General features: G+C 57.0%; 19 protein-coding genes. 16 read left to right on the forward strand and 3 right to left on the reverse strand.

From position 1 onward, the window contains the following. The coding region (locus Q2B33_RS08350; protein ID WP_300913947.1) for a hypothetical protein at positions 1-308 on the reverse strand (308 nt) is incomplete at its 3' end. A gap of 135 nt (positions 309-443) precedes the next feature. Then, a complete protein-coding gene (locus tag Q2B33_RS08355; RefSeq protein ID WP_300573726.1) occupies positions 444-992 on the reverse strand; it encodes a DUF6512 family protein in 549 nt (182 codons plus the stop codon). 390 nt (positions 993-1,382) lie between these two features. Between Q2B33_RS08355 and Q2B33_RS08360 the strand changes: the two genes are divergently transcribed. The 11 genes from Q2B33_RS08360 (at position 1,383) to Q2B33_RS08410 (ending at position 11,642) form a co-directional block, all read left to right on the forward strand. Next, positions 1,383-2,102 carry a bifunctional 2-polyprenyl-6-hydroxyphenol methylase/3-demethylubiquinol 3-O-methyltransferase UbiG gene (locus Q2B33_RS08360; RefSeq protein ID WP_300573729.1) on the forward strand — a complete coding sequence of 240 codons (720 nt, stop codon included), beginning with the start codon at positions 1,383-1,385 and terminating at the stop codon, positions 2,100-2,102. A 97-nt stretch (positions 2,103-2,199) separates the two neighbouring features. Beyond that, positions 2,200-2,325, forward strand: coding sequence for a hypothetical protein (locus Q2B33_RS08365; RefSeq protein WP_300573732.1), 126 nt, complete (start codon positions 2,200-2,202; stop codon positions 2,323-2,325). A gap of 103 nt (positions 2,326-2,428) precedes the next feature. Next, positions 2,429-3,355: an HAD family hydrolase gene (locus tag Q2B33_RS08370; RefSeq protein ID WP_300573735.1), complete on the forward strand. Its 927-nt coding sequence runs from the start codon at positions 2,429-2,431 to the stop codon at positions 3,353-3,355. Beyond that, a complete protein-coding gene (locus tag Q2B33_RS08375) occupies positions 3,330-3,506 on the forward strand; it encodes a hypothetical protein (RefSeq protein WP_300573738.1) in 177 nt (58 codons plus the stop codon). Before Q2B33_RS08370 ends, Q2B33_RS08375 begins: the two co-directional genes overlap by 26 nt. 229 nt (positions 3,507-3,735) lie before the next feature. Then, positions 3,736-4,233, forward strand: coding sequence for a hypothetical protein (locus Q2B33_RS08380; protein WP_300573741.1), 498 nt, complete (start codon positions 3,736-3,738; stop codon positions 4,231-4,233). A gap of 285 nt (positions 4,234-4,518) precedes the next feature. Continuing rightward, entirely contained in the window at positions 4,519-5,535 is a 1,017-nt protein-coding gene (locus Q2B33_RS08385; protein WP_300573748.1) for an aromatic acid exporter family protein, read from the forward strand. 555 nt (positions 5,536-6,090) lie between these two features. After that, a complete protein-coding gene (locus tag Q2B33_RS08390) occupies positions 6,091-6,957 on the forward strand; it encodes a DegV family protein (RefSeq protein ID WP_300573745.1) in 867 nt (288 codons plus the stop codon). 254 nt (positions 6,958-7,211) lie between these two features. Next, positions 7,212-7,610, forward strand: a complete 399-nt coding sequence (locus Q2B33_RS08395; RefSeq protein ID WP_300774240.1) for a helix-turn-helix transcriptional regulator — start codon at positions 7,212-7,214, stop codon at positions 7,608-7,610. Beyond that, positions 7,585-8,226, forward strand: a complete 642-nt coding sequence (locus Q2B33_RS08400) for a PIN domain-containing protein (protein WP_300815468.1) — start codon at positions 7,585-7,587, stop codon at positions 8,224-8,226. The genes Q2B33_RS08395 and Q2B33_RS08400 overlap by 26 nt, the downstream gene beginning before the upstream one ends. A 90-nt stretch (positions 8,227-8,316) precedes the next feature. Beyond that, on the forward strand, positions 8,317-9,213 hold the full coding sequence (locus Q2B33_RS08405) for a hypothetical protein (protein ID WP_300574179.1): 897 nt from the start codon (positions 8,317-8,319) through the stop codon (positions 9,211-9,213). 257 nt (positions 9,214-9,470) lie between these two features. Further along, positions 9,471-11,642, forward strand: a complete 2,172-nt coding sequence (locus Q2B33_RS08410) for an ATP-dependent RecD-like DNA helicase (RefSeq protein ID WP_300784277.1) — start codon at positions 9,471-9,473, stop codon at positions 11,640-11,642. Between the two features lie 188 nt (positions 11,643-11,830). On the opposite strand, the gene Q2B33_RS08415 is transcribed toward Q2B33_RS08410, so the two are convergent. Further along, on the reverse strand, positions 11,831-12,031 hold the full coding sequence (locus Q2B33_RS08415; RefSeq protein ID WP_296463988.1) for a (2Fe-2S)-binding protein: 201 nt from the start codon (positions 12,029-12,031) through the stop codon (positions 11,831-11,833). 82 nt (positions 12,032-12,113) lie between these two features. Between Q2B33_RS08415 and nth the strand changes: the two genes are divergently transcribed. The 5 genes from nth (at position 12,114) to Q2B33_RS08440 (ending at position 19,194) form a co-directional block, all read left to right on the forward strand. Next, complete coding sequence (gene nth / locus Q2B33_RS08420) at positions 12,114-12,749, forward strand: endonuclease III (RefSeq protein WP_300572422.1); 636 nt, start codon at positions 12,114-12,116, stop codon at positions 12,747-12,749. Between the two features lie 306 nt (positions 12,750-13,055). After that, the gene (locus Q2B33_RS08425) at positions 13,056-15,119 is read left to right on the forward strand and encodes a DUF4965 domain-containing protein (RefSeq protein WP_300572423.1); all 2,064 of its coding nucleotides are present in this window, start codon (positions 13,056-13,058) and stop codon (positions 15,117-15,119) included. Positions 15,120-15,278: 159 nt separating this feature from the next. Beyond that, the gene (locus Q2B33_RS24195; protein WP_330684755.1) at positions 15,279-15,845 is read left to right on the forward strand and encodes a BlaI/MecI/CopY family transcriptional regulator; all 567 of its coding nucleotides are present in this window, start codon (positions 15,279-15,281) and stop codon (positions 15,843-15,845) included. After that, complete coding sequence (locus Q2B33_RS08435; RefSeq protein WP_300572424.1) at positions 15,845-17,914, forward strand: M56 family metallopeptidase; 2,070 nt, start codon at positions 15,845-15,847, stop codon at positions 17,912-17,914. The genes Q2B33_RS24195 and Q2B33_RS08435 overlap by 1 nt, the downstream gene beginning before the upstream one ends. 326 nt (positions 17,915-18,240) lie before the next feature. Beyond that, positions 18,241-19,194 carry a calcium/sodium antiporter gene (locus tag Q2B33_RS08440; protein WP_330684754.1) on the forward strand — a complete coding sequence of 318 codons (954 nt, stop codon included), beginning with the start codon at positions 18,241-18,243 and terminating at the stop codon, positions 19,192-19,194. The last annotated feature ends 13 nt before the right edge of the window (positions 19,195-19,207 follow it).

The raw sequence follows: 19,207 nt of genomic DNA on the forward strand, positions 1-19,207 counted from the left end.
ACCCAGAACTCCCGTATGAACCCGCAGGTGAATTTCAAGAGCTTGAACTGAATGAAACCAATGACATTTCCGCTGTCGGAAGTCATGACAAAGGCAAGGTTGCCGCCATCAGCATTCATCTCCCGGAACAGGCCGTCCCAATCGCGGATATGGAGTCCTAGTTCAGAGAAATATTGCTTGAAAACCGCTTGGAATAAGGAATCAGAGAAATCGGAGATTAAATTATCAGAATATCGTCCACCTTCATCCCTCGAATAAATCATGCAAAATCCTCTCGCTTTCTGGGTGGCAGTCTGTTTGGCGGCCATCTCGTTTGATTCAGTATATCATTTTTTTTCTGAGTGTGAACAGACGCAAAATATTTTAGTAGTAAGGTAAAATCAAATATGATAATATAGTAATAGGGATTGTATTGATTCTGGAAGTGCCCTGTATCATGATAATCAACAGGTTCTTTCCGTTTTTGGCGGGGCGGAGGAAGATGACTGTCCGCCGGGGGCAGCGAAGATTGCCCCATCCGGAGGATGATAGGTGAACACCATAAAGCAGGCAAGGAGCACGCCCACCAGCCCCCACAGGAGAGGGGCGCAGCCTTTCAGCCTGCAGGACAGCGTAAGCCGGTAGGCAAGCAGGAACGCCACCAGCGTGCTCAGGAAAAAGTCCGCTATATCCAAGACAAAGAAATCCCTGCCAAGCACAAAGGTATAAGCATAATAAAAGACAGGAACCAGCAAAGTGCCAATTAGGATTCCAAAGCCCAACGATGGCACGATACAGGGAAAGTCGCCCCGGAACCTGACGATCATGACAAGGGAATACAGCACCGAGGGGAAGAACACCAGCTTCATATGCTCCCAGATGGATTCGCTGACCGGCGCAAAAAGGCCCGCCACAGGATTCCGCCCGGTCCAGTCATATAGAAAATGGGCCAGCGTCCCTGCAACCAGCACGAAAAGGATTCCAATCATGGTATAGCGCTTTAATAGTCTCATAAAAACACCTCTCGGAAAAGTATATGCAATACAAAAGAAGCTATGCGAATGAATCCGGCGGCAATCGCTTGCGGAATCCATGAAACCATGAAATTTCGTTATGGTTGAAGCCTGATGGATTTTGTGGTAAGCTAAACTTGGGAAACATGATGCGGCGGATGACTTCCTGATGGCCGGAGAGGAGAAAGCATGGAGACCGGGTGCGCAAAGTCCACAGCCTCTTGCTCCTGCCTGGCCTGGAGGCCGCGGAGACGTTTTCCAGGCGGCTGGAGCTATTGGCACAGATGGAGCCACAGGCATTACAGCCGGGGGAGACAGAGGGCCTGAACGAACGCCAGCGCGAAGCCGTAGAGCGGGTCGGGCGCAGCGTGGCGGTCATCGCCGGGCCTGGTGCAGGAAAGTGCATGGAGGACAGCGCCCACGACAAGGAGCATAATTTCGCAGGGGCTGAGCGCAGCCGGGGAATGGCGCCGGCTCAAGCCCTTATTTCCGCCCCTTGCCGGGAAATGTGTCCTGGATCTGGGATGCGGCTACGGATGGCATTGCAGATATTCCGTGGAAAAAGGGGCGGAACAGGTATTGGGCATCGACCTGAGCGGAAAGATGATTCAGGAGGCCCGGCGGCGAAACGCCCACGCGCGGATAGAGTACCTGGTCTGCGGCATAGAAGAATACGGATACCCGGAAAACAGATGGGACTGCGCCATCTCCAATCTGGCGCTGCACTACATAGGGGATATAAGCCAGGTCTTTCGGAACGTGCACAGGACATTGCGGCCGGACGGCATATTCCTCTTTAACATCGAGCATCCGGTCTTCACCGCAGGGGTGGGGCAGGACTGGGCATATGCCGAAGACGGCAGGCCCAGGTACTGGCCCATAGACGATTATTTCATGCCCGGGGAGCGGAAGGCCCGCTTTTGCGGATGCGAGGTGGCCAAACAGCATCATACGCTGACGCAGATAGCCATGGGACTACTGGAAAACGGCTTCGAAATCCAGGCGCTGGAGGAGGCGGTCCCGCCCGCAGAGAAGATGGACGTTCCGGGGACGGAGGACGAGCTGCGCCGCCCCATGATGCTGCTCATAAAGGCAAAAGCGAAAAAATAGCCGGGAGGGGAGAGCGGATGATTTCGTCCTGGAGGCATCCCGCCAGAGCATTCATGACCGGATTCTGGCCCGGGGCGAGGAAGAGGGATGCTGGTGCATGGAGAATATCGAGATGGCCCGGAGTGGCTGCGCAGCCCTGCCGGGCATCCATATCGATACGGAGGGCAGGGATGTGGAGGAGCTGGTTCCCATCGTCATGGATGAGATAACGGCTAAGCGATAAAATACGTTTTTGCGGCAGGATTGCCCCGCCACGGCTTTATGCTGGCAGACTGCGAGGGGATGACGGAAGAGGCCGGGCAGTTCTTGGATGGAAAGGCGAGACTATGAGGACACTGTATGTTACCGATTTGGACGGCACCCTGCTGAATACGAAAGACCGGATCAATCCGGAGAGCCTGCGGATCATCAACGGACTGGTGGAAAGGGGGATGCTTTTCACCTATGCCACGGCCAGGTCTAGGGAATCGGCATCCGTGGTGGCGCAAGGCCTGACGCTGACCATGCCGGTGATCGTATACAATGGCGTGTTCCTCCTGTGTCCTGACACAGGGGAAATCCTTTCCTCCCTGTACTTCACGGAGGAAGAAGCCGGGTTCGTCAGGCATATCCTGAACCGGGCGCGGATTAGCCCGCTGGTGTATTCCTACATACAGGGCAGGGAAAGCGTGTCCTGGGACACCGCCCGGGAGAACGAGGGGATAAAGCGCTACCTCTCGAAACGGAAAGGCGACAGGAGACTGAGGCCTCTGAGGGATGCCGGCGGTCTCTATGACGGAGATGTCTTCTACTATACCTGCATAGGAGAAAAAGAGGAGCTGATGCCCATATACGAACTCTTCTCCCGGGACGGGAGGTTCCGCTGCACGATCCAGCAGGAGCTTTACCGCCCCGAGTACTGGTGTGAAATCATGCCCAGGAAAGCGACGAAAGCCGAAGCCATCAAGTCACTGAAAGCCCTATGGAACTGTGACAGAATCGTCTCCTTTGGGGACGCCATCAATGACATCCCCATGTTCCGACTGTCCGATGAATGCTACGCCGTGGAGAACGCCGTGCCGGAGCTGAAAGAGGCCGCCACAGGCATAATAGACAGCAACGACCGGGACGGCGTGGCGAAGTGGCTGGAGCGGAATGCCGTCCTGAGCTGGACTCGACATGTCGAACAAAGTGCTGGAGCATATAGCGAAGAAGCATGCCGCTGTGAGGAAAGGAGTGAAGTCTGTAATGGGCGGAAAGGTGCTGGACTATGAAGCGAAGACGATAAGGAATGAGGGCGTAGAAGAAGGGATAGAGGAAGGCATCAGAGGAACGGTTTCCGTACTGAAGAAGCTGGGCATCCCGGCACAGGCAATCCGGATCCAGATTCAGGAGCAGTATAATTTAAGCCAGGAAGAGTCTTAGAAATACTTATAATACATGAGGCAAAGGATGGACAGCAAGAATAGCTACAGAGAAATCACAGAAACTTATACTGCATAACGCTGAATACTGCCTAATGTAATCATGCGATTGAACCAGTCAGCGTTATGCAGTCTGGTTTCACGGCAAGTGAAATCGTTAAGCAGTATATTATGAGAAGTGGCTGGGGCAGGACGAAATCCTCAGCCATGATTGGAAAGGAATCGAATATGTGTATTCCAGGGAGAGGAATACCGTCCAGCATGGGTATGGCAGCCAGTTTGACATATACGCGCTGTGCCAGAGGGACAGGACCGTGATTTCCTATGGGGACAAGATAGGGAGCTTGCTGGATGCATTGAAAAGCATGCTCCGGGATGCCGGGGATGTGGAGGAGGTCAGACGGGTCTTTGAGAAAATCTTCCAGCGCAAGCCATCTGTCAACATAAAATATGTCTTTGAAAGCATGCAGGGCATCCCGTCAGGCGCAAAGGTGCTGACGCAGGAAGATTACAGGGAGTACGAAGCTTTCTGGAGGAAATGCAATCCGGGCTGTAGGGACACGGAATGGCTGAGAGAATATTTTGACGAAATGGCACAGAACCATATATGCATAGGCGTATATGCCGATGCCATGCTGGTAAGCTGCACGGATGCGCCAGACATGCCGCCACAAGATACCTCTGTGGTCTGCGGAAGCAGGCAACCAGGCATCCCACAGACTGGCTGAAAAGCTGGGATTTGCCAGATTTGCGGAAGTGGTTTCCGTGACGCTGTAGGCCGGGCATCCAGAGGATGCAAAAGTAGGCAGGATGGAAGAACTGAGACTGGCAAGGCAATATCGGCTCTGCGAAAGCCATGCGTCGAAACGGCGGCATATGCATCAAAGACGCGGCGGATGGGGACGGCGAGATTGTGGAGATATATCATATCCCGTTGTGATGCAGAGGATTTTCCGAAAGAAGCCATGGAGAGGACAGAAGATGGATGCTGCAGATAGCTGGATGAACATTTGATGGAGAAGGATGCCATGGGAAAGCCCGTACTGCACAACGAAGTGAAAAAACTGCGTAAGCCGCAGCTGATAAAAAGCCTGAAGATTGCTGCCGCGGCAGTGGCCGCCATCGGGCTTGCGGGGGAATTGGGGCTGGCCTACTCCGCCACCGCCGGAATCATCACGGTGCTGAGCATCCAGAACACCAAGCGGGAGACCCTGAAAAGCGCCGGGAACAGATGGCTTGCGTTCCTCTGCGCCCTGGCCCTCTCAAAGCTGAGCTTCACCCTGCTGGGCTATGGCCTGTGGGCCTTTGGCACATACCTCTTCCTCTTCGCCCTGCTGTGCATCTGCGCGGGATGGACGGAGGCCATCGCCATGGACTCCGTGCTGGTGACGCATTTCCTGGCGGAACAGGAGATGGGGCTTTCGCTTGTCGCCAATGAAGTGCTGCTGCTTTTGATCGGCACAGGGATGGGGATTTTGGTGAACCTGCACCTGCGCAGGCGGCAGGGAGAGTTCGAGAGGCTGGCGGAGGCGGCGGACGGACAGATGAAAGGGATTCTGCACAGGATGTCCCTGTGGCTGCCGGAGGAAGACAAGGACGCATACCGCCCGGACTGTTTCCCGGAGCTCAAGAAAGCGCTCCATGCGGCCAAAGCCTGCGCCGTATCCGACTATGGCAATACATTGCTTGCGAAGAGCGTCTACGAACTGGACTATATTGCGATGCGTGAGCAGCAGAGCATGGTGCTGCGGGAGATTTACGATAACATCAGGCGAATCCGGTATCTTCCGGTACAGGCGGAACAGGTGGCCAGGCTGCTGGGAGAGATTGGAGAGGACTTCCGCCGGGACAACACTGTGGAGGGGCTGCTGGAGAAGCTGGAGGCCCTGCTGACCGGAATGAAAAGCCAGCCTCTGCCGGATTCCAGGGAAGAATTCGAGGCCCGGGCCATCCTGTTCTATATCCTGATGCAGGTAAGGCAGTTCCTGGAAATCAAGCGGGAATTCGTGCTCGGTCATGGGCAGGATTGAGGGGAACCTGGCGGCAAGGCCGGGGAGGAAACGGCAGAGCTGTGGAAAGCGGCGGACAGGGGGATGCCTCTGGGACAGACGGAGCCGCAACCGCCGGAACCGACTGGGATATAGAGGTTGCGGGAGATGACATTTTATGATAAGATATATCCACGAGCGATAAAATTTGCCGCAATATCCCCGGGATTCTTCGCTCGTGAGTCGGGATATTTGGCAGGCTTTTGCAATCGTCAGTATATACTGCGGACCGCCGGGATTTACAGTGGTGTCCCCGGGAAAGCACCTGGTACCTCGATGCCTGAATCCTTGAGCAATCAGCCATGGTTGTCCACCCCAGCACTGCGTTGTCGTCAGTGGCCGATGCCCCGCATCGCCTCCTTCCTCCGCCTTGTCCTGGTGCGGACATCGAGCGCTGATTACTCGGGAATTCAAGCACTGGTGTAATAGCCGGCGGTCTGCAGTCGGGTTGTATAGCAAATTTAACCGGTGCGCAGTATAAATTGCAGAAAAGGGGCCTGGCTTGTTGCGTCATGCCTTTCAGGATGGAGGACTGATATGAGCGATTATGTAATCTGTATGGATGCCTCGGGAGACATTGACCGGGAGATAGCACAGGAGAACGGCATCGAATTCGTGCCCATGGAATATTCCCTTGGGGAGGAGATGCGCACTTCCCACGGATGCGAGGACGAGGCGGTGCTGAAGCGTTTCTATGACGGCCAGCGGGGCGGCGACCTGACCAGGACGTCCCAGATTTCCCCCTTCATGTATGAAGAATACTTCGCAAAGTTCCTGAAGGAGGGGAAATCGGTCCTGTATTTCTGCCTGTCCAGCGGGCTGTCCGCCACCTATGAGGGCTCCATGCTTGCCGCCGGGAATCTGAAGGAAGCGTATCCGAATCGGGAAGTCCTGCCCGTAGATACGCTTGCTGCCACCGGCGGCATGGGCATCCTGGCGGAACTGGCCATTGAGAACAGGAAGAAGGGCATGAGCCTGCGGGAGAATTTCGATGCCGTCAGCGCCCTGGTTCCGAAGCTGCGCCACTTCTTCATGGTGCAGGATCTGATGTACCTGAAGCGGGGAGGCAGGGTCAGCGCCGCCACGGCCATCGTGGGCTCTGCGCTGAACATCAAGCCCATACTGAAGATCGACGAGAACGGCAAGCTGGTGACCATAGACAAGAAGCGGGGCAACAAGGCGGCTATGACAGCACTGTTCGCCTATTTTAAGGAGAACTATAATCCGGAGCTGTGCAGGACGATTTATATCTGCGACGCGGACACGCCGGAGCTGGCGGAGGCGCTGGTGGAGAAGGTGAGGGAGGAGGCCGCTGACGTGGCAATCCGCCGCACCATGCTGTCCCCCATCATCGGAGCCCATACAGGGCCGGGCATGCTGTCCATGATTCTGATCGGAAAGTGACTGGCAGACCGAAGAACGCCCCGATGGATGCAGGAAAACGGATTTACGTAAGAAAGCGCATAAGAAAACATGTACGAAAGAGAATAGATCTGCGGAAAAAAGTCTCATGGAATGCCTGGGGGACTTTTTTTCGTGGAAAAATTGACTGTAAAACATTTTGGACTATCCGTCCAATGACGAAAACGTGATTTGATGCTATGATGGATTCAAGAAGGCGGGCAGAAGGGGCGGGAACAGGCCGGAAAGGAGACGGGATGGGATGGAGGAAGAGCATATTGTCGGAAGGCGTATATCCGCACATTGATTTACAGAGGACGGGCAGGCATCTGGAGGAGCTGATAAGGCAGAGGGGATACTCGGTGAAGGACATCCAGCGTCTTCTCCACCTGTCCTGCCCGCAGCCCATATACCGCTGGATACATGGACAGATTCTGCCGTCGGTGGATCATCTGTTCATGCTGGCGAAGCTTCTCCAGGTGCATATGGAGGAGCTGCTGATCATGTCCAGCGAGATGCGGGAAGGGACAGGGGAGAGGCAGCCCCCCGGGTGGAGGCGCATGTTTGCCTACGGCCGTGAATATCTGTGGAGGAAAATGGCGTGGTGCGGGGACGGATATGTTTCATTTTATGATAGATTTCGAGAATACCTGTAGCAAGGGGCTGCAGGGAGCCGAGTATCTGTCCCCGGATGACTGTGTGACCGTCTTCTACAGCAATTCCTGTCTGAAGGTGGAGAAGGGAAAGCTGCAGCAGGTCATCGAAGCGGGCAGCGTGCTGGATATCTGCCGTCTGCAGAGGACAGGGAAGAACGCGCTGGACTTCTATATCGCGTCCAGGATCGGGGCGCTGTTCGGCGCGGGATATCAGGGCACGGTGGCCATCGTGAGCAATGACAAGGGATATTCCGCCGTGCAGGATTACTGGGCGAAATGCATGAAGCCGTCCAGGCGGATCATCCTGCAGCCCAATATCGAGCAGTGCATCAGCGCCTCCGACGAGGACAGCCCAAGGAGGAGGCTGGTTCAGGAGAAGCTGCAGGAGGTGAACCTGGAGGCGCAGTACAGGCTGTACGGGGAGCGCCTTGAGATGCGGCAGACACTGGAGGGCTGCTTTGCGGATACGGCCTATCGGGACCTGCTGGGGCAGATCGTCAGCATCGTGGAGCAGCAGAGGGGCCATGACCGCAGGGTGCTCTACTTGGATACGATCAAGCGGTTCGGAAGGAAGAAGGGGCTGGAGATATACGCGAAGATAAAGAAGACGATATGAGACGAAAGCGGAAGCAGTGATGGAGCGGAGCCTCATCGCTGGCAGGGACATACGCGGAAATGATGATTGCCGAAAGCGAAGGGGGTATCTATGAGGGACTGGATCGTAATCAACGGAAGGAGAGTCATCTGGGAGGATTTCATAGGGATTCTGGATTATTACAGGTACAAGGGCATCATCCGGGGAAAGGGGCGCGATGTCCGGAACCAGTACAACTACATGATATATGTGATCCAGGAGCTGGCCTGTGATTACCATGAGGGCAGCGACTATGTGCTGGACCATGAGGAGGACTTTATCAGGAGGCATTATATGAGGATGCCCAGGGAGCGCAGGCTGCCGGAGGCCCTGGAGGAGCTTTTCAACCAGATGCAGGCGCGGCTGCGCATCGACCTGTCGGAGATGCTGGACGAGTGCGTGGAGAACTCCCGGAAGACCTATCAGCAAATGCAGGACGCTCAGCGGCGGGAGAGCGAGAGGGCCGTGCTGATCCGTTCGCTTCCGGTCAGGCACGCCGACATTTCCAGCAGGGATTCCGGCAGAAAGGTGGACTACCTGATGAGCCTGCAGAAAGCAAAGGTGAGATGCCAGGGCTATGAGGTCAGGCTTCAGGAGATTCAGGCTACGGGCATGTGGTGCGAACTTCTGGTGCTGAGCCTTTCCACGGATATGATTACATACGGCCTGATGCGGCGGGCGGTGGAGGACGATATCCTGTCAGGGATAGAGATATCAGGGCTGCTGCGGGACAGATATCATATGGACAAGGAATATGAACGGTATGCGGAGGAGCTTTCGGACTGCTCTCTGGACGAGCCGGTGGACATCCCCATAAAGGACTTCCTGGGACTCTGCGAGCCCCGTTTCCGGGAAATCCTTGGCATAAAGGAGGGGGCAATGGAAGAGGGGCATTCCATGGAAGAGGGGCATTCCATGGAAGCGAGGCATTCTATGGAAGAAAGGCATTCCGTAGAGAAAAAGTCTTGACAGACCTCTGCCCCAAATGCGTCATGGAAATGTGGAACGGACAAAGATGTTTTTCTGGAAAGAAGGCATCTTTGTCTTTTTTTGATTCGACCAGCCATCCTCACCCGCTGTTCAAAGCCTTCAATTCCCCAATTCTTTCAATTTCAGCTTCCATTCCATAATTCCATGGTTGGCAGATGCAGACTGATATGATAAAATGTTTTCATTCTCCTGATTGATGCCGGAGGGCGTTCTCGCGGAAAGGAGCGGAATGGGCGATGACGATTCGATGTGTCGTGGAGCGAATTACATACCAGAATCCGGAAAACGGCTATTCCGTCCTGAAAGTCAATGTAAAGGGCTATGACGACCTGGTCACCGTGGTGGGAAACCTTCTGGACGCGAACGTGGGCTCCGTGCTCCTGGTGGAGGGGGAATGGAAGGTGGACGCCAGGTACGGCCGTCAGTTCATGGCCGCAAAGTGGGAGGAGACGCTCCCCGCCACCGTCTACGGCATGGAGAAATATCTGGGCAGCGGCCTGATAAAGGGCGTGGGGCCGAAGTACGCGAAGAAAATCGTCCAGCGGTTCGGCACGGATACCTTCGCGGTCATAGAGGACGACATCCAGCTCCTGATAGAGATACCAGGCATCGGGCACAAGCGCATCCGGATGATAGCGGAGAGCTGGGAGCGGCAGAAGGAAGTGAAGAATGTCATGCTCTTTTTGCAGGAGCATGGCGTGAGCACGGCCTTTGCCGCCAGGATATACAGGCAGTACGGGAATGAGAGCATCGCCAGGATGAAGGAGAACCCCTTCCGGCTGGCTGACGACATCTGGGGCATCGGCTTCCGTACAGCGGACGGCATCGCCGGAAAGCTGGGCTTCGGGAAGGAAACCTATGTACGCCTGCGGAGCGGCATCATGTACACGCTGAGCGAGCTGGCTGACGAGGGGCATGTGTACGCCCGTAAAGAGCAGCTCATAGAAAAGGCCTCCTCCTTGCTGGAGGCAGAAGACAACTGCGTAGTCATGACCATGGACCAGATGCTGCGGGACAAGGATCTGATACGGGAGGAAGATGCGGTCTACCTGCCGCCCTTTTATTATGCGGAGACGGGAACGGCAAACAAACTGAAGCGCCTGGCGGTGGAACCGGCTCAGGACAGGCTGTGGGCGCAGCTTTCCAGGGCCCGGAGGGATACCGGAAATGCAAACCTCTCTGTGGACGTGGCCAGAATCGGGCAGGCCCTGGGCATGGAATATGACGAGATTCAGGCCGATGCCATCAGGCGGGCCGCCATGGCCAAGGTCATGGTGCTGACGGGAGGCCCAGGCACCGGCAAAACTACCACCACCCAGGGCATCATCGCGGCCTACCGGGCCTACGGGCTTAAGGTTCTGCTGGCGGCTCCCACTGGCAGGGCGGCGAAGCGGATGACGGAGGCCACAGGCCTGGAGGCGAAGACCATCCACAGGCTCCTGGAATGCAAGCCGCCGGATGGCTACCAGAAGGACGAGGAGAATCCCCTGGAGGGGGACGTGCTGATTGTGGACGAATGCTCCATGATTGACATCATCCTGATGAACTCCCTGCTGAAAGCCATTCCGGCGGGCATGCGGCTGATTCTGGTAGGGGACATCGACCAGCTCCCTTCCGTAGGCGCGGGAAATGTGCTCCGGGATATCATCGACTCCGGGAGCTTCCCCGTCATCCGGTTGACCCGGATTTTCCGGCAGGCACAGGAGAGCCGGATTGTCATGAACGCCCACAGGATCAACGGGGGACAGATGCCGGACATCTCCAACGGAAAAGGCACGGACTTCTTCTTCGTCCAGAGGGAGGAGCCGGAGGAGGCCGCGGCGGAGATCGTGAAGCTGGTGAAGGAGAAGCTGCCCCGGTATTACGGAAAACAGCCTACCGACATACAGGTGCTCACCCCCATGCAGAAGGGCGTGGTGGGGGCCACCAATCTGAACCTGGCGCTGCAGGAAGCGCTGAACCCGGAGGGCGAGGGGCTGCGCAGGAGCGGCTTCGTATACCGGGTGAACGACAAGGTCATGCAGATGAAGAATAATTACGACAAGGAAGTCTTCAATGGGGACATCGGCATGATTGAGGCCGTGGACATGGGGGACAGGACGCTTACGGTGAATTTCGACAACCGGAGAATCGTGTATGACGCCACGGAGCTGGACGAGCTGGTGCACGCCTATGCCACCACCATCCACAAGGCCCAGGGCTCCGAGTACCCCATTGTGGTGATGCCGGTGCTGATGACCCATTTCGTGATGCTCCAGAGGAATCTGATCTATACCGGCATCACCAGGGCCAAAAAAGTCCTTGTGATGGTGGGGACGAGGAAAGCGCTTTCCTACGCGGTGCGCAACGTCACCGTGACGGCGCGCAACAGCATGCTGAAAGGCAGGCTGTCGGGGGAGGGGTGCTAGTACCCAGATGCATGAATCCTTGAGCAATCAGCGCTCGCTGTCCACCCTATTGCTGCGTTGTCGTCAGTCGGCGATGCCCCCGCATCGCCTCTTTCCTCCGCCTTGTCCTGGTGCGGACATTAAGCTACTCGGGAATTCATGCACCGGTGTACTGGCTCCTGCCGGAAGCGGAGGAAGGCCCCGGCAGGTCAGGAGGACTGTGAGGCGTTTCGCTGGGCCACAAGGCTCTTTACCAGCTTCTCCACCTCTTCCAGACATGCCCCGCAGACCGTACCGGCTCCGGTGATGCCCTGCACCTCCTCTACGGTGTCGGCCCCGGAATCCACGGCTTCCTTGATTGCGCCGGCTGTCACGGCCTGGCAGTTACAGATGATTCGATTTGGATCCATACATTGTCACCGTCCTTTCAGGGACAGTGTGTGCATAAATCGAAAATTTATGTAGATTTTCTAAGCAGATAAGGAGAAACCAATGACAAAAAAACAGCGGGCACTGCAGATCATCGAGAGATTAAAGGAGGAATATCCCCAGGCGGACTGTACGCTGGAATACGACCAGGCCTGGAAGCTTCTGGTCAGCGTGCGCCTGGCGGCCCAGTGCACGGACGCCCGGGTGAACGTGGTGGTGGAAGGGCTGTACGAGAAATTTCCGGATGTGGAGGCCCTGGCCAACGCGCCCGTGGAGGAAATCGAAGAAATCGTCCATCCCTGCGGGCTGGGCAAGAGCAAGGCCCGGGACATCAGCGCCTGCATGCGCATGCTGCGGGACGAATACGATGGGAAGGTGCCAGAGGATTTCGACAAGCTGCTGTCCCTGCCCGGCGTAGGCAGGAAAAGCGCTAACCTGATCATGGGCGATGTGTTCGGGAAGCCTGCCATCGTCACGGACACCCACTGCATCCGGCTGGTGAACCGCATGGGGCTGGTGGACGGCATCAAGGAGCCTGCCAAGGTGGAGAAGGAGCTCTGGAAGCTTATCCCGCCCGAGGAGGGCAACGACTTCTGCCATAGACTGGTGGATCACGGCAGGGCGGTGTGCACGGCGCGGACAAAACCTTACTGCGATAAATGCTGCCTCCAGGATATCTGTAAGAAGGCGGGGGTATGAGACGGCATCCGGCCGGAAAGGGATGACCTGGAAAAAACGGAAAACAATCCCGCAGGGAAAGCGCCAGGCAAAAGATGGCTAAGCGGTACCTGGCTGGCAGTCTGCAGTCGGGTTGTACTGCAAATTTAACCGGTGGGCAGTATATACTGCTTAACGATTTCACTTGCCGTGAAACCAGACTGCATAACGCTGACTGGTTCAATCGCATGATTACATTAGGCAGTATTCAGCGTTATGCAGTATAAATCAAATATATAAGCGCAGCCATAAGCCTGTTGGCCGGGATGCGCGGAAACGAGGAAAAGCATGAGGGACGATCGAACGAAACGAATCACCGCAGGACGGCTGCCCGCAGTGCCGCTGATTACCTGCGACCCGTATTTCAGCCTCTGGTCAGGCAGCGACAGCCTGTACGGGACGGACACCTGCCACTGGACGGGCAGAAGGAAGCGCGTCACCGGAATTGCCAGGATAGACGGCGCGGATTACCGATTCATGGGGCTGGGGAAGGCCCCTGCCATGGAGCAAACGGAGCTCTCCGTCACGGCCACCTGTACCGCATACAGCTTCCAGGGGGCCGGGGTAGAGATCTGCCTGGATTTCTGGACGCCGCTTTTGCTGGACGATTTGGACGTGATGTCCAGACCCTGCTCCTATGTGGACATGGCGGTCCGTTCCCTGGACGGGAAGCCCCACGAGGTGAAGCTTGTGTGGACATTTGCCGGGGAGTTCTGCTGTGACAACGGGCAGACGGAGAAAATCGGCGGCGGCAGCTTTGCGTTGGAAATGGGAGAAGAGCATCCCATGGGAGAGGAGCGCATAGCCGGGCGCACCGCCTGGATGGGGCTCAGGCAGCAGCATCCCCTGGGGCACAGCGGGGACAGCATTGCCATCGACTGGGGCTATCTGTACCTGGCCGCGGCAGGCGGCAGTCCCCTGGAGGTGTCCTACCGCCAGGCGGACAGGAGCCTCCAGGCGGAAGCCTCTTTCGGCGTGAAGGAGTCAGGGTGGGCGGAGGCCTCTCTGGTGGCGGCCTACGATGATATCGCTTCCATCAACTATTTCGGCAGGATGCTCCCCGGCTATTGGGCCAGGGACGGCAAGACCATCCTGGACGCGATCCGTGAGGCAATCGCCTCACATGACGGGCTGCTGGAAAGATGCCGGGCCTTTGACCAGGCGCTGGAGACAGAGGCCATGGAATTCGGCGAGGCGTACACAAAGGTATGTATCGCCGCATATCGTCAGTCCATTGCGGCCCACAAGCTGATAGCCGACGAACAGGGGAAGGCGGTCTTCATCTCCAAGGAATGCCATTCCAACGGCTGCGCGGCCACCGTGGACGTGACATATCCTTCCACGCCTCTGTTCTATTGCTACAATCCGGAGCTGGTGCGGGGAATGATGCGGCCCATCTTCCGGTTCGCCAAACTCCCGGTATGGGGCTTCGACTTTGCGCCCCATGATGCCGGACGCTATCCTTATGTGACCGGTCAGGTCTACGGCCTGGCGGGCTACCAGGAGGCGGCCCAGGATCTGCGGGACGGGGAGGATACCGGATATGTCTACCCCATGCTCTGGCAGATGCCGGAAAGCGCGGGGATGTACAACCTGAAATACCAGATGCCCGTGGAGGAGAGCGGCAACATGCTGATTCTGGAGGCGGCGCTGGCCAGCCTTGATCCACAGGGAAAGACGGACGAGCTTATGGAGAATCTCCCTCTTTACGAAAAATGGGTGAAATATCTTCTGGAATACGGCAGCGACCCGGGAGAGCAGCTCTGTACCGACGACTTCGCGGGACATCTGGCCCACAACGTGAACCTGGCGTTTAAGGCCATCATGGGGGTGGAGGCCTATTCCATCCTGATACGTGCGGCGGGCAGGGACCAGGAGGCCGCCAGCTACCATGAGAAAGCCCGGGCCATGGCACAGGACGCCTATGAGCGGGCCTCCGCGGCCGACCATACCAGGCTCACCTTTGACGGCGCCGGGGAGACCTGGAGCCTGAAGTACAATGCGGTGTGGGATCTGATCTTCGGCTCCGGATTCTGGAGCGAAGAGTTTTATGCCCGGGAGATGGAGCAGTACAGGAAGAACTGCGAAAGGTACGGCGTGCCGCTGGATTCCAGGGAGAGCTACACCAAGAGCGACTGGATGCTTTGGGCCGCGGCCATGGATCCCCGGGGCAGGGCCGTGGAGGAGTTCTCGGAGCACATCCTGGCATTCCTGGAGGAGAGCGGGGACAGAGTGCCCTTCTCCGACTGGTACATGACCCGGGACGGCAGGCACTGCAACTTCCAGAACCGCACCGTGCAGGGCGGGCTCTTTATGCCGCTGCTCTTGAAGCACGCGAGACGGCAGGCATAAAATAGGCTGGATTCATCAGTCTGTTTATCTTGACAGAATGGTCTATTCGTGATAGACTTGTATTGAGTCTATTGAGGATAGACCATTTGCTTTATGCACCGGAATTGACAGCGGAAAAGCAGCATGCCACATGTGCCGATTGGGTCGGGGAGGCGGCATATGAAGAGGAGGGCAGAGATTATGGAAGAGAAGCACCCCATGAAAGAGCGGAATGCCACGAAAGAGAGGAAGTTCATGGAAGAGAAGAATGCCATGGAAGAGAGGCACCCGATGGAAGAGCGGAATGCCACGAAAGAGAGGAAGTTCATGGAAGAGAAGAATGCCACGAAAGAGAAGCGCCCCATGGAAGAGAAGCACCCCATAGAGGACACAAAGCTGGGCGCGGTGGAATCCCGCTTTGCCGACATCATCTGGCAGCAGGAGCCGTTATCTTCCGGGGAGCTGGTGAAGCTCTGCGGGGAGGAGCTGGGCTGGAAGAAATCCACCACCTACACGGTACTGAAGAAGCTCTGCGAAAGAGGCATCTTCCGGAATCAGGACGGCCAGGTCACCTCCCTGATATCCAGACAGGATTTCCATGCCGCCCAGAGCCGGAAGTTCGTGGAGGACACATTCCAGGGCTCCCTGCCTGCGTTCATTGCGGCTTTCGCCTCCCAGAAACGCCTGTCCCGGGAAGAAATCCGGGAGATACGCGGCATGATCGACTCTTATGAGGAGGGACGCTGATGGAAACCTTATTCTTAAAGCTGTTGAACATGGGCATCGCCGCAGGCTGGGTCATCCTGGCTGTAATGCTTCTGCGGATTCTCCTGCGGAAAGCCCCAAAAGCAGTGCGCTGCGCCCTGTGGATTCTGGTGGGCATCCGGCTGGTCTGCCCCTTTTCCATAGAAAGCGTGCTGAGCCTGATTCCAAGCCAAGAGACCGTGCCCGGGGAAATCATGATGGCCGGGAAGCCGGAAATCGACAGCGGCATCCGGGTATTGGACGATGCGGTGAATCCGGCCATTGCCGCTTCCCTGTCGCCGGAACCTCACGCAAGCGTGAATCCCATGCAGATCGTGGTGTTCCTGGCCTCCAGGCTGTGGGCGGCAGGGCTGGCGGCTCTGCTTTTCTACGCCCTGGCAAGCTATGTCAGGCTGCGCCGGAAAGTGGCGGCCGCCATGTGCTTTCGGGAGAATATCTGGCTCTGCGATGCCGTGAGATCGCCCTTTATCCTGGGCATCCTCTCCCCCCGCATCTATCTGCCCTCGGATTTGGAGGAGCCCCAGATCGGCTGCGTCATCGCCCATGAAAAGGCCCATCTCAGACGGCGCGACCACTGGTGGAAGCCCCTGGGCTTCCTGCTTCTGTCCGTCTACTGGTTCCAGCCCCTGTGCTGGGCGGCCTATATCCTGCTGTGCCGGGACATAGAGCTGGCGTGCGATGAATATGTAGTCAAGCGGATGGGGGATGCCTGGAAGAAGACCTACGCCAAGGCCCTCCTGTCCTGCAGTCTGGACAGCCAGGGGCTTTCAGGCTGTCCCCTGGCCTTTGGGGAAGTGGGGATAAAGGAGCGGATAAAGGGCATCCTGTCCTACAAAAAGCCTGCCCTCTGGATAGTCGCCGCCGCCGCAATTGCCTGCATCGTTACCGCAGTCTGCTTCCTCACTGACCCGGCGGAATCGAAAAACAGTGACAATATATACGGCACCAGGTACACCGTGGCGGAAGTCCTCTATGACGCGCCATGGTACAATGCCGTCTACGCCCCGGGGAACGCGCCGGATTTCGTCTTCACTCCGGAGGGGGAACTGCTGCAGCGCAACTTTGGCGGTGTCATGGGAAACAATCCGGTGTGGAACATGGTGGGCGTGTTCCATGAAAGCAGCCTGACAGGAGAGGGGCTTCTGAGGTTCTTTGCTCCCGCCCGGGAGGCCCTGCCCGGCAGCCGGGCCCATGTCGGGGAGGAGACGGGCAATGGGGCGGGAGAGACCGAAACGGGGGAAAGTCCTCAGGGAGAAGAAGCGGGAATGGACGCTGTCGGACTGAGTCAGGAGGCCAGAGAGCTTTTGGAGAGCGCAGAGCAGGTCTGGCGGGTGGATTCGGGGCGAAAAAGCGGTTCCGCCTATCGGGGAATGACCGGCTATTTTGTAGTGCGGACAGACAGGAACGAAGTGCTCCTGGCGGCCTGCTATGGGGAGGCAGGCATGGAAGAGGGGCATCCCATGGAAGGAGAGCATTCCATGGAAGAGTATTCCGGCGAGCATATACGATGGCTCTGGCGCGTGGAGCGGCAGGCGGACGCGGGGGATACCATGTATCTCGCCGCGCTGATCGCCTCCATGAGCTCCGACAGGAATCCACAGATTTTCGCCCTCTATGAATCCGACACCATGCCGGACAGACTGCTGGCAGGCTATCTGGACGACAGCGGCCGCAGGGGCTTTGCGCTGTTTTTGAAAGATTCCTCCTCCGGTGGTGGATGGAAGATAAAGGGCTTTGGCCCGATTCAGAGCGATGCCCCCAAAAAGGGGCAGGCTTTTGCCCTAAACGAGGCCTTTGGCCATGTCACCATAGGGGAAGAATGGAATCTTGGCCACAGCGTTACCATCGCGGCGAGCAACAGCGGAGACCTGGCCAGCGTCACGGCGGAGGCGGGTGGCAGGACACAGGAGGTCTCTGCGGGCGGGAACAGCGTTCCGGACATGTTCGTCTTCGAATGGTCCCGCGTACTGACTACAGAGGAGGCAGAGGCGGTCAGGGTGCGCTACTACAATGCGCTGGGAGAGGAGATCGGATTGCCTTTCACGGAGTAGCCACACAGGCGATTTCACCAGGGCGCTTTACAGGAAAACATTACAGGAAACCTGGAAAACTTCTCATTGACAGGATAGATTTTCCTGTGGTAAACTGACCTTGATAAAGGGAGTAGCTTGCATGGACATGTTCCGTGTTTACCTTGCCGTCAATACGATTCCTCCGGCGCGGACCGGGGAATCCGGCTCTGTGAATAAGAAGCGAGACTTTGTTGCACATTGATGATGCAGTAAAGTGCTCGCTTTTTTGCAGACCGGAAATCTTCTCCGTCTGCAGAAAACGGACAAAGGCTGCCGGTTTCTGGAAAAAAGGAGGACATGTAGGTATGGGAATGGTATTTTCGCTATTGTTGTTGGTTCTGGGATTCGTGCTTCTGGTGAAAGGGGCGGACCGCTTCGTGGACGGCGCCTCCGATATCGCCGGGCGGCTGGGCATATCGCAGCTTGTCATCGGGCTGACCATCGTGGCCATGGGCACCAGCGCCCCGGAGGCGGCGGTGAGCATAACGGCCGCCGTCAAGGGGAACGCCGATATCACCATTGGAAACATCGTGGGGAGCAATATTCTGAATATTCTGATTATTTTGGGGCTTTCCTCCGTTGTGGCTCCGCTGGCAGTCTCCGTGCACACATTATTCCGCGATATTCCATTCATGATTGCGATTACCATGCTGCTGCTCTTCCAGGGGAGTGGCGGGAATGTGGGCTTTGGGGAGGGAACGGTGCTGACGCTGCTCTTTCTGGGCTATACGGGCTGTCTGCTGTGGATGTCGAAAAAGGAGAGCTTACAGAACGGGGGTGGGCTTGCTCCGGAACAGAAAGGCACAGCCCGGAAAGGACGCCTGTGGCAGCCCCTCCTGAACACCCTGGCCGGCCTGGCCATGATAGTCCTGGGCAGCCAGCTCGCCGTGAACGCCGCCACCGACCTGGCCAGGCTCTTCGGCATGAGCGAACGGTTCATCGGCCTGACCATCGTGGCCCTGGGCACCTCCCTGCCGGAGCTGTTCACCTCCGTGGCCGCCGCCGCGAAGGGAAACGCCGACATCGCCATCGGCAATATCGTGGGCAGCAATATCTTCAATATCCTCTTCGTGGTGGGCGTGTCCGCGCTGATTACCCCCGTGCCGTTTTCGGCACAGTTCCATGCCGACATGTGGACTGCGGCGGCAGCGGGAGTCATGCTCTTTGTCTGCAGCATAAAGGGGCGGAAGCTGGGACGCCCGGGCGGAATCGCCATGCTGGCGGGATATGCGCTGTATTTCGTCTTCATATGCCTCTGACAAGGATTTTTCC

The organism is uncultured Acetatifactor sp. (assembly GCF_948601915.1).
Classification (GTDB): Bacteria; Bacillota; Clostridia; order Lachnospirales; family Lachnospiraceae; genus Acetatifactor.

Bases quoted from the DNA above. Each gene is read 5' to 3' on its own strand.
- Q2B33_RS08355 (WP_300573726.1), bottom strand. From the start codon at position 992: ATGAGACTATTAAAGCGCTATACCATGATTGGAATCCTTTTCGTGCTG.
- Q2B33_RS08365 (WP_300573732.1), top strand. From the start codon at position 2,200: ATGGAGAATATCGAGATGGCCCGGAGTGGCTGCGCAGCCCTGCCGGGC.
- Q2B33_RS08370 (WP_300573735.1), top strand. From the start codon at position 2,429: ATGAGGACACTGTATGTTACCGATTTGGACGGCACCCTGCTGAATACG.
- Q2B33_RS08375 (WP_300573738.1), top strand. From the start codon at position 3,330: ATGGGCGGAAAGGTGCTGGACTATGAAGCGAAGACGATAAGGAATGAG.
- Q2B33_RS08385 (WP_300573748.1), top strand. From the start codon at position 4,519: ATGGAGAAGGATGCCATGGGAAAGCCCGTACTGCACAACGAAGTGAAA.
- Q2B33_RS08390 (WP_300573745.1), top strand. From the start codon at position 6,091: ATGAGCGATTATGTAATCTGTATGGATGCCTCGGGAGACATTGACCGG.
- Q2B33_RS08395 (WP_300774240.1), top strand. From the start codon at position 7,212: ATGGGATGGAGGAAGAGCATATTGTCGGAAGGCGTATATCCGCACATT.
- Q2B33_RS08400 (WP_300815468.1), top strand. From the start codon at position 7,585: ATGATAGATTTCGAGAATACCTGTAGCAAGGGGCTGCAGGGAGCCGAG.
- Q2B33_RS08405 (WP_300574179.1), top strand. From the start codon at position 8,317: ATGAGGGACTGGATCGTAATCAACGGAAGGAGAGTCATCTGGGAGGAT.
- Q2B33_RS08410 (WP_300784277.1), top strand. From the start codon at position 9,471: ATGACGATTCGATGTGTCGTGGAGCGAATTACATACCAGAATCCGGAA.
- Q2B33_RS08415 (WP_296463988.1), bottom strand. From the start codon at position 12,031: ATGGATCCAAATCGAATCATCTGTAACTGCCAGGCCGTGACAGCCGGC.
- nth (WP_300572422.1), top strand. From the start codon at position 12,114: ATGACAAAAAAACAGCGGGCACTGCAGATCATCGAGAGATTAAAGGAG.
- Q2B33_RS08425 (WP_300572423.1), top strand. From the start codon at position 13,056: ATGAGGGACGATCGAACGAAACGAATCACCGCAGGACGGCTGCCCGCA.
- Q2B33_RS24195 (WP_330684755.1), top strand. From the start codon at position 15,279: ATGAAGAGGAGGGCAGAGATTATGGAAGAGAAGCACCCCATGAAAGAG.
- Q2B33_RS08435 (WP_300572424.1), top strand. From the start codon at position 15,845: ATGGAAACCTTATTCTTAAAGCTGTTGAACATGGGCATCGCCGCAGGC.
- Q2B33_RS08440 (WP_330684754.1), top strand. From the start codon at position 18,241: ATGGGAATGGTATTTTCGCTATTGTTGTTGGTTCTGGGATTCGTGCTT.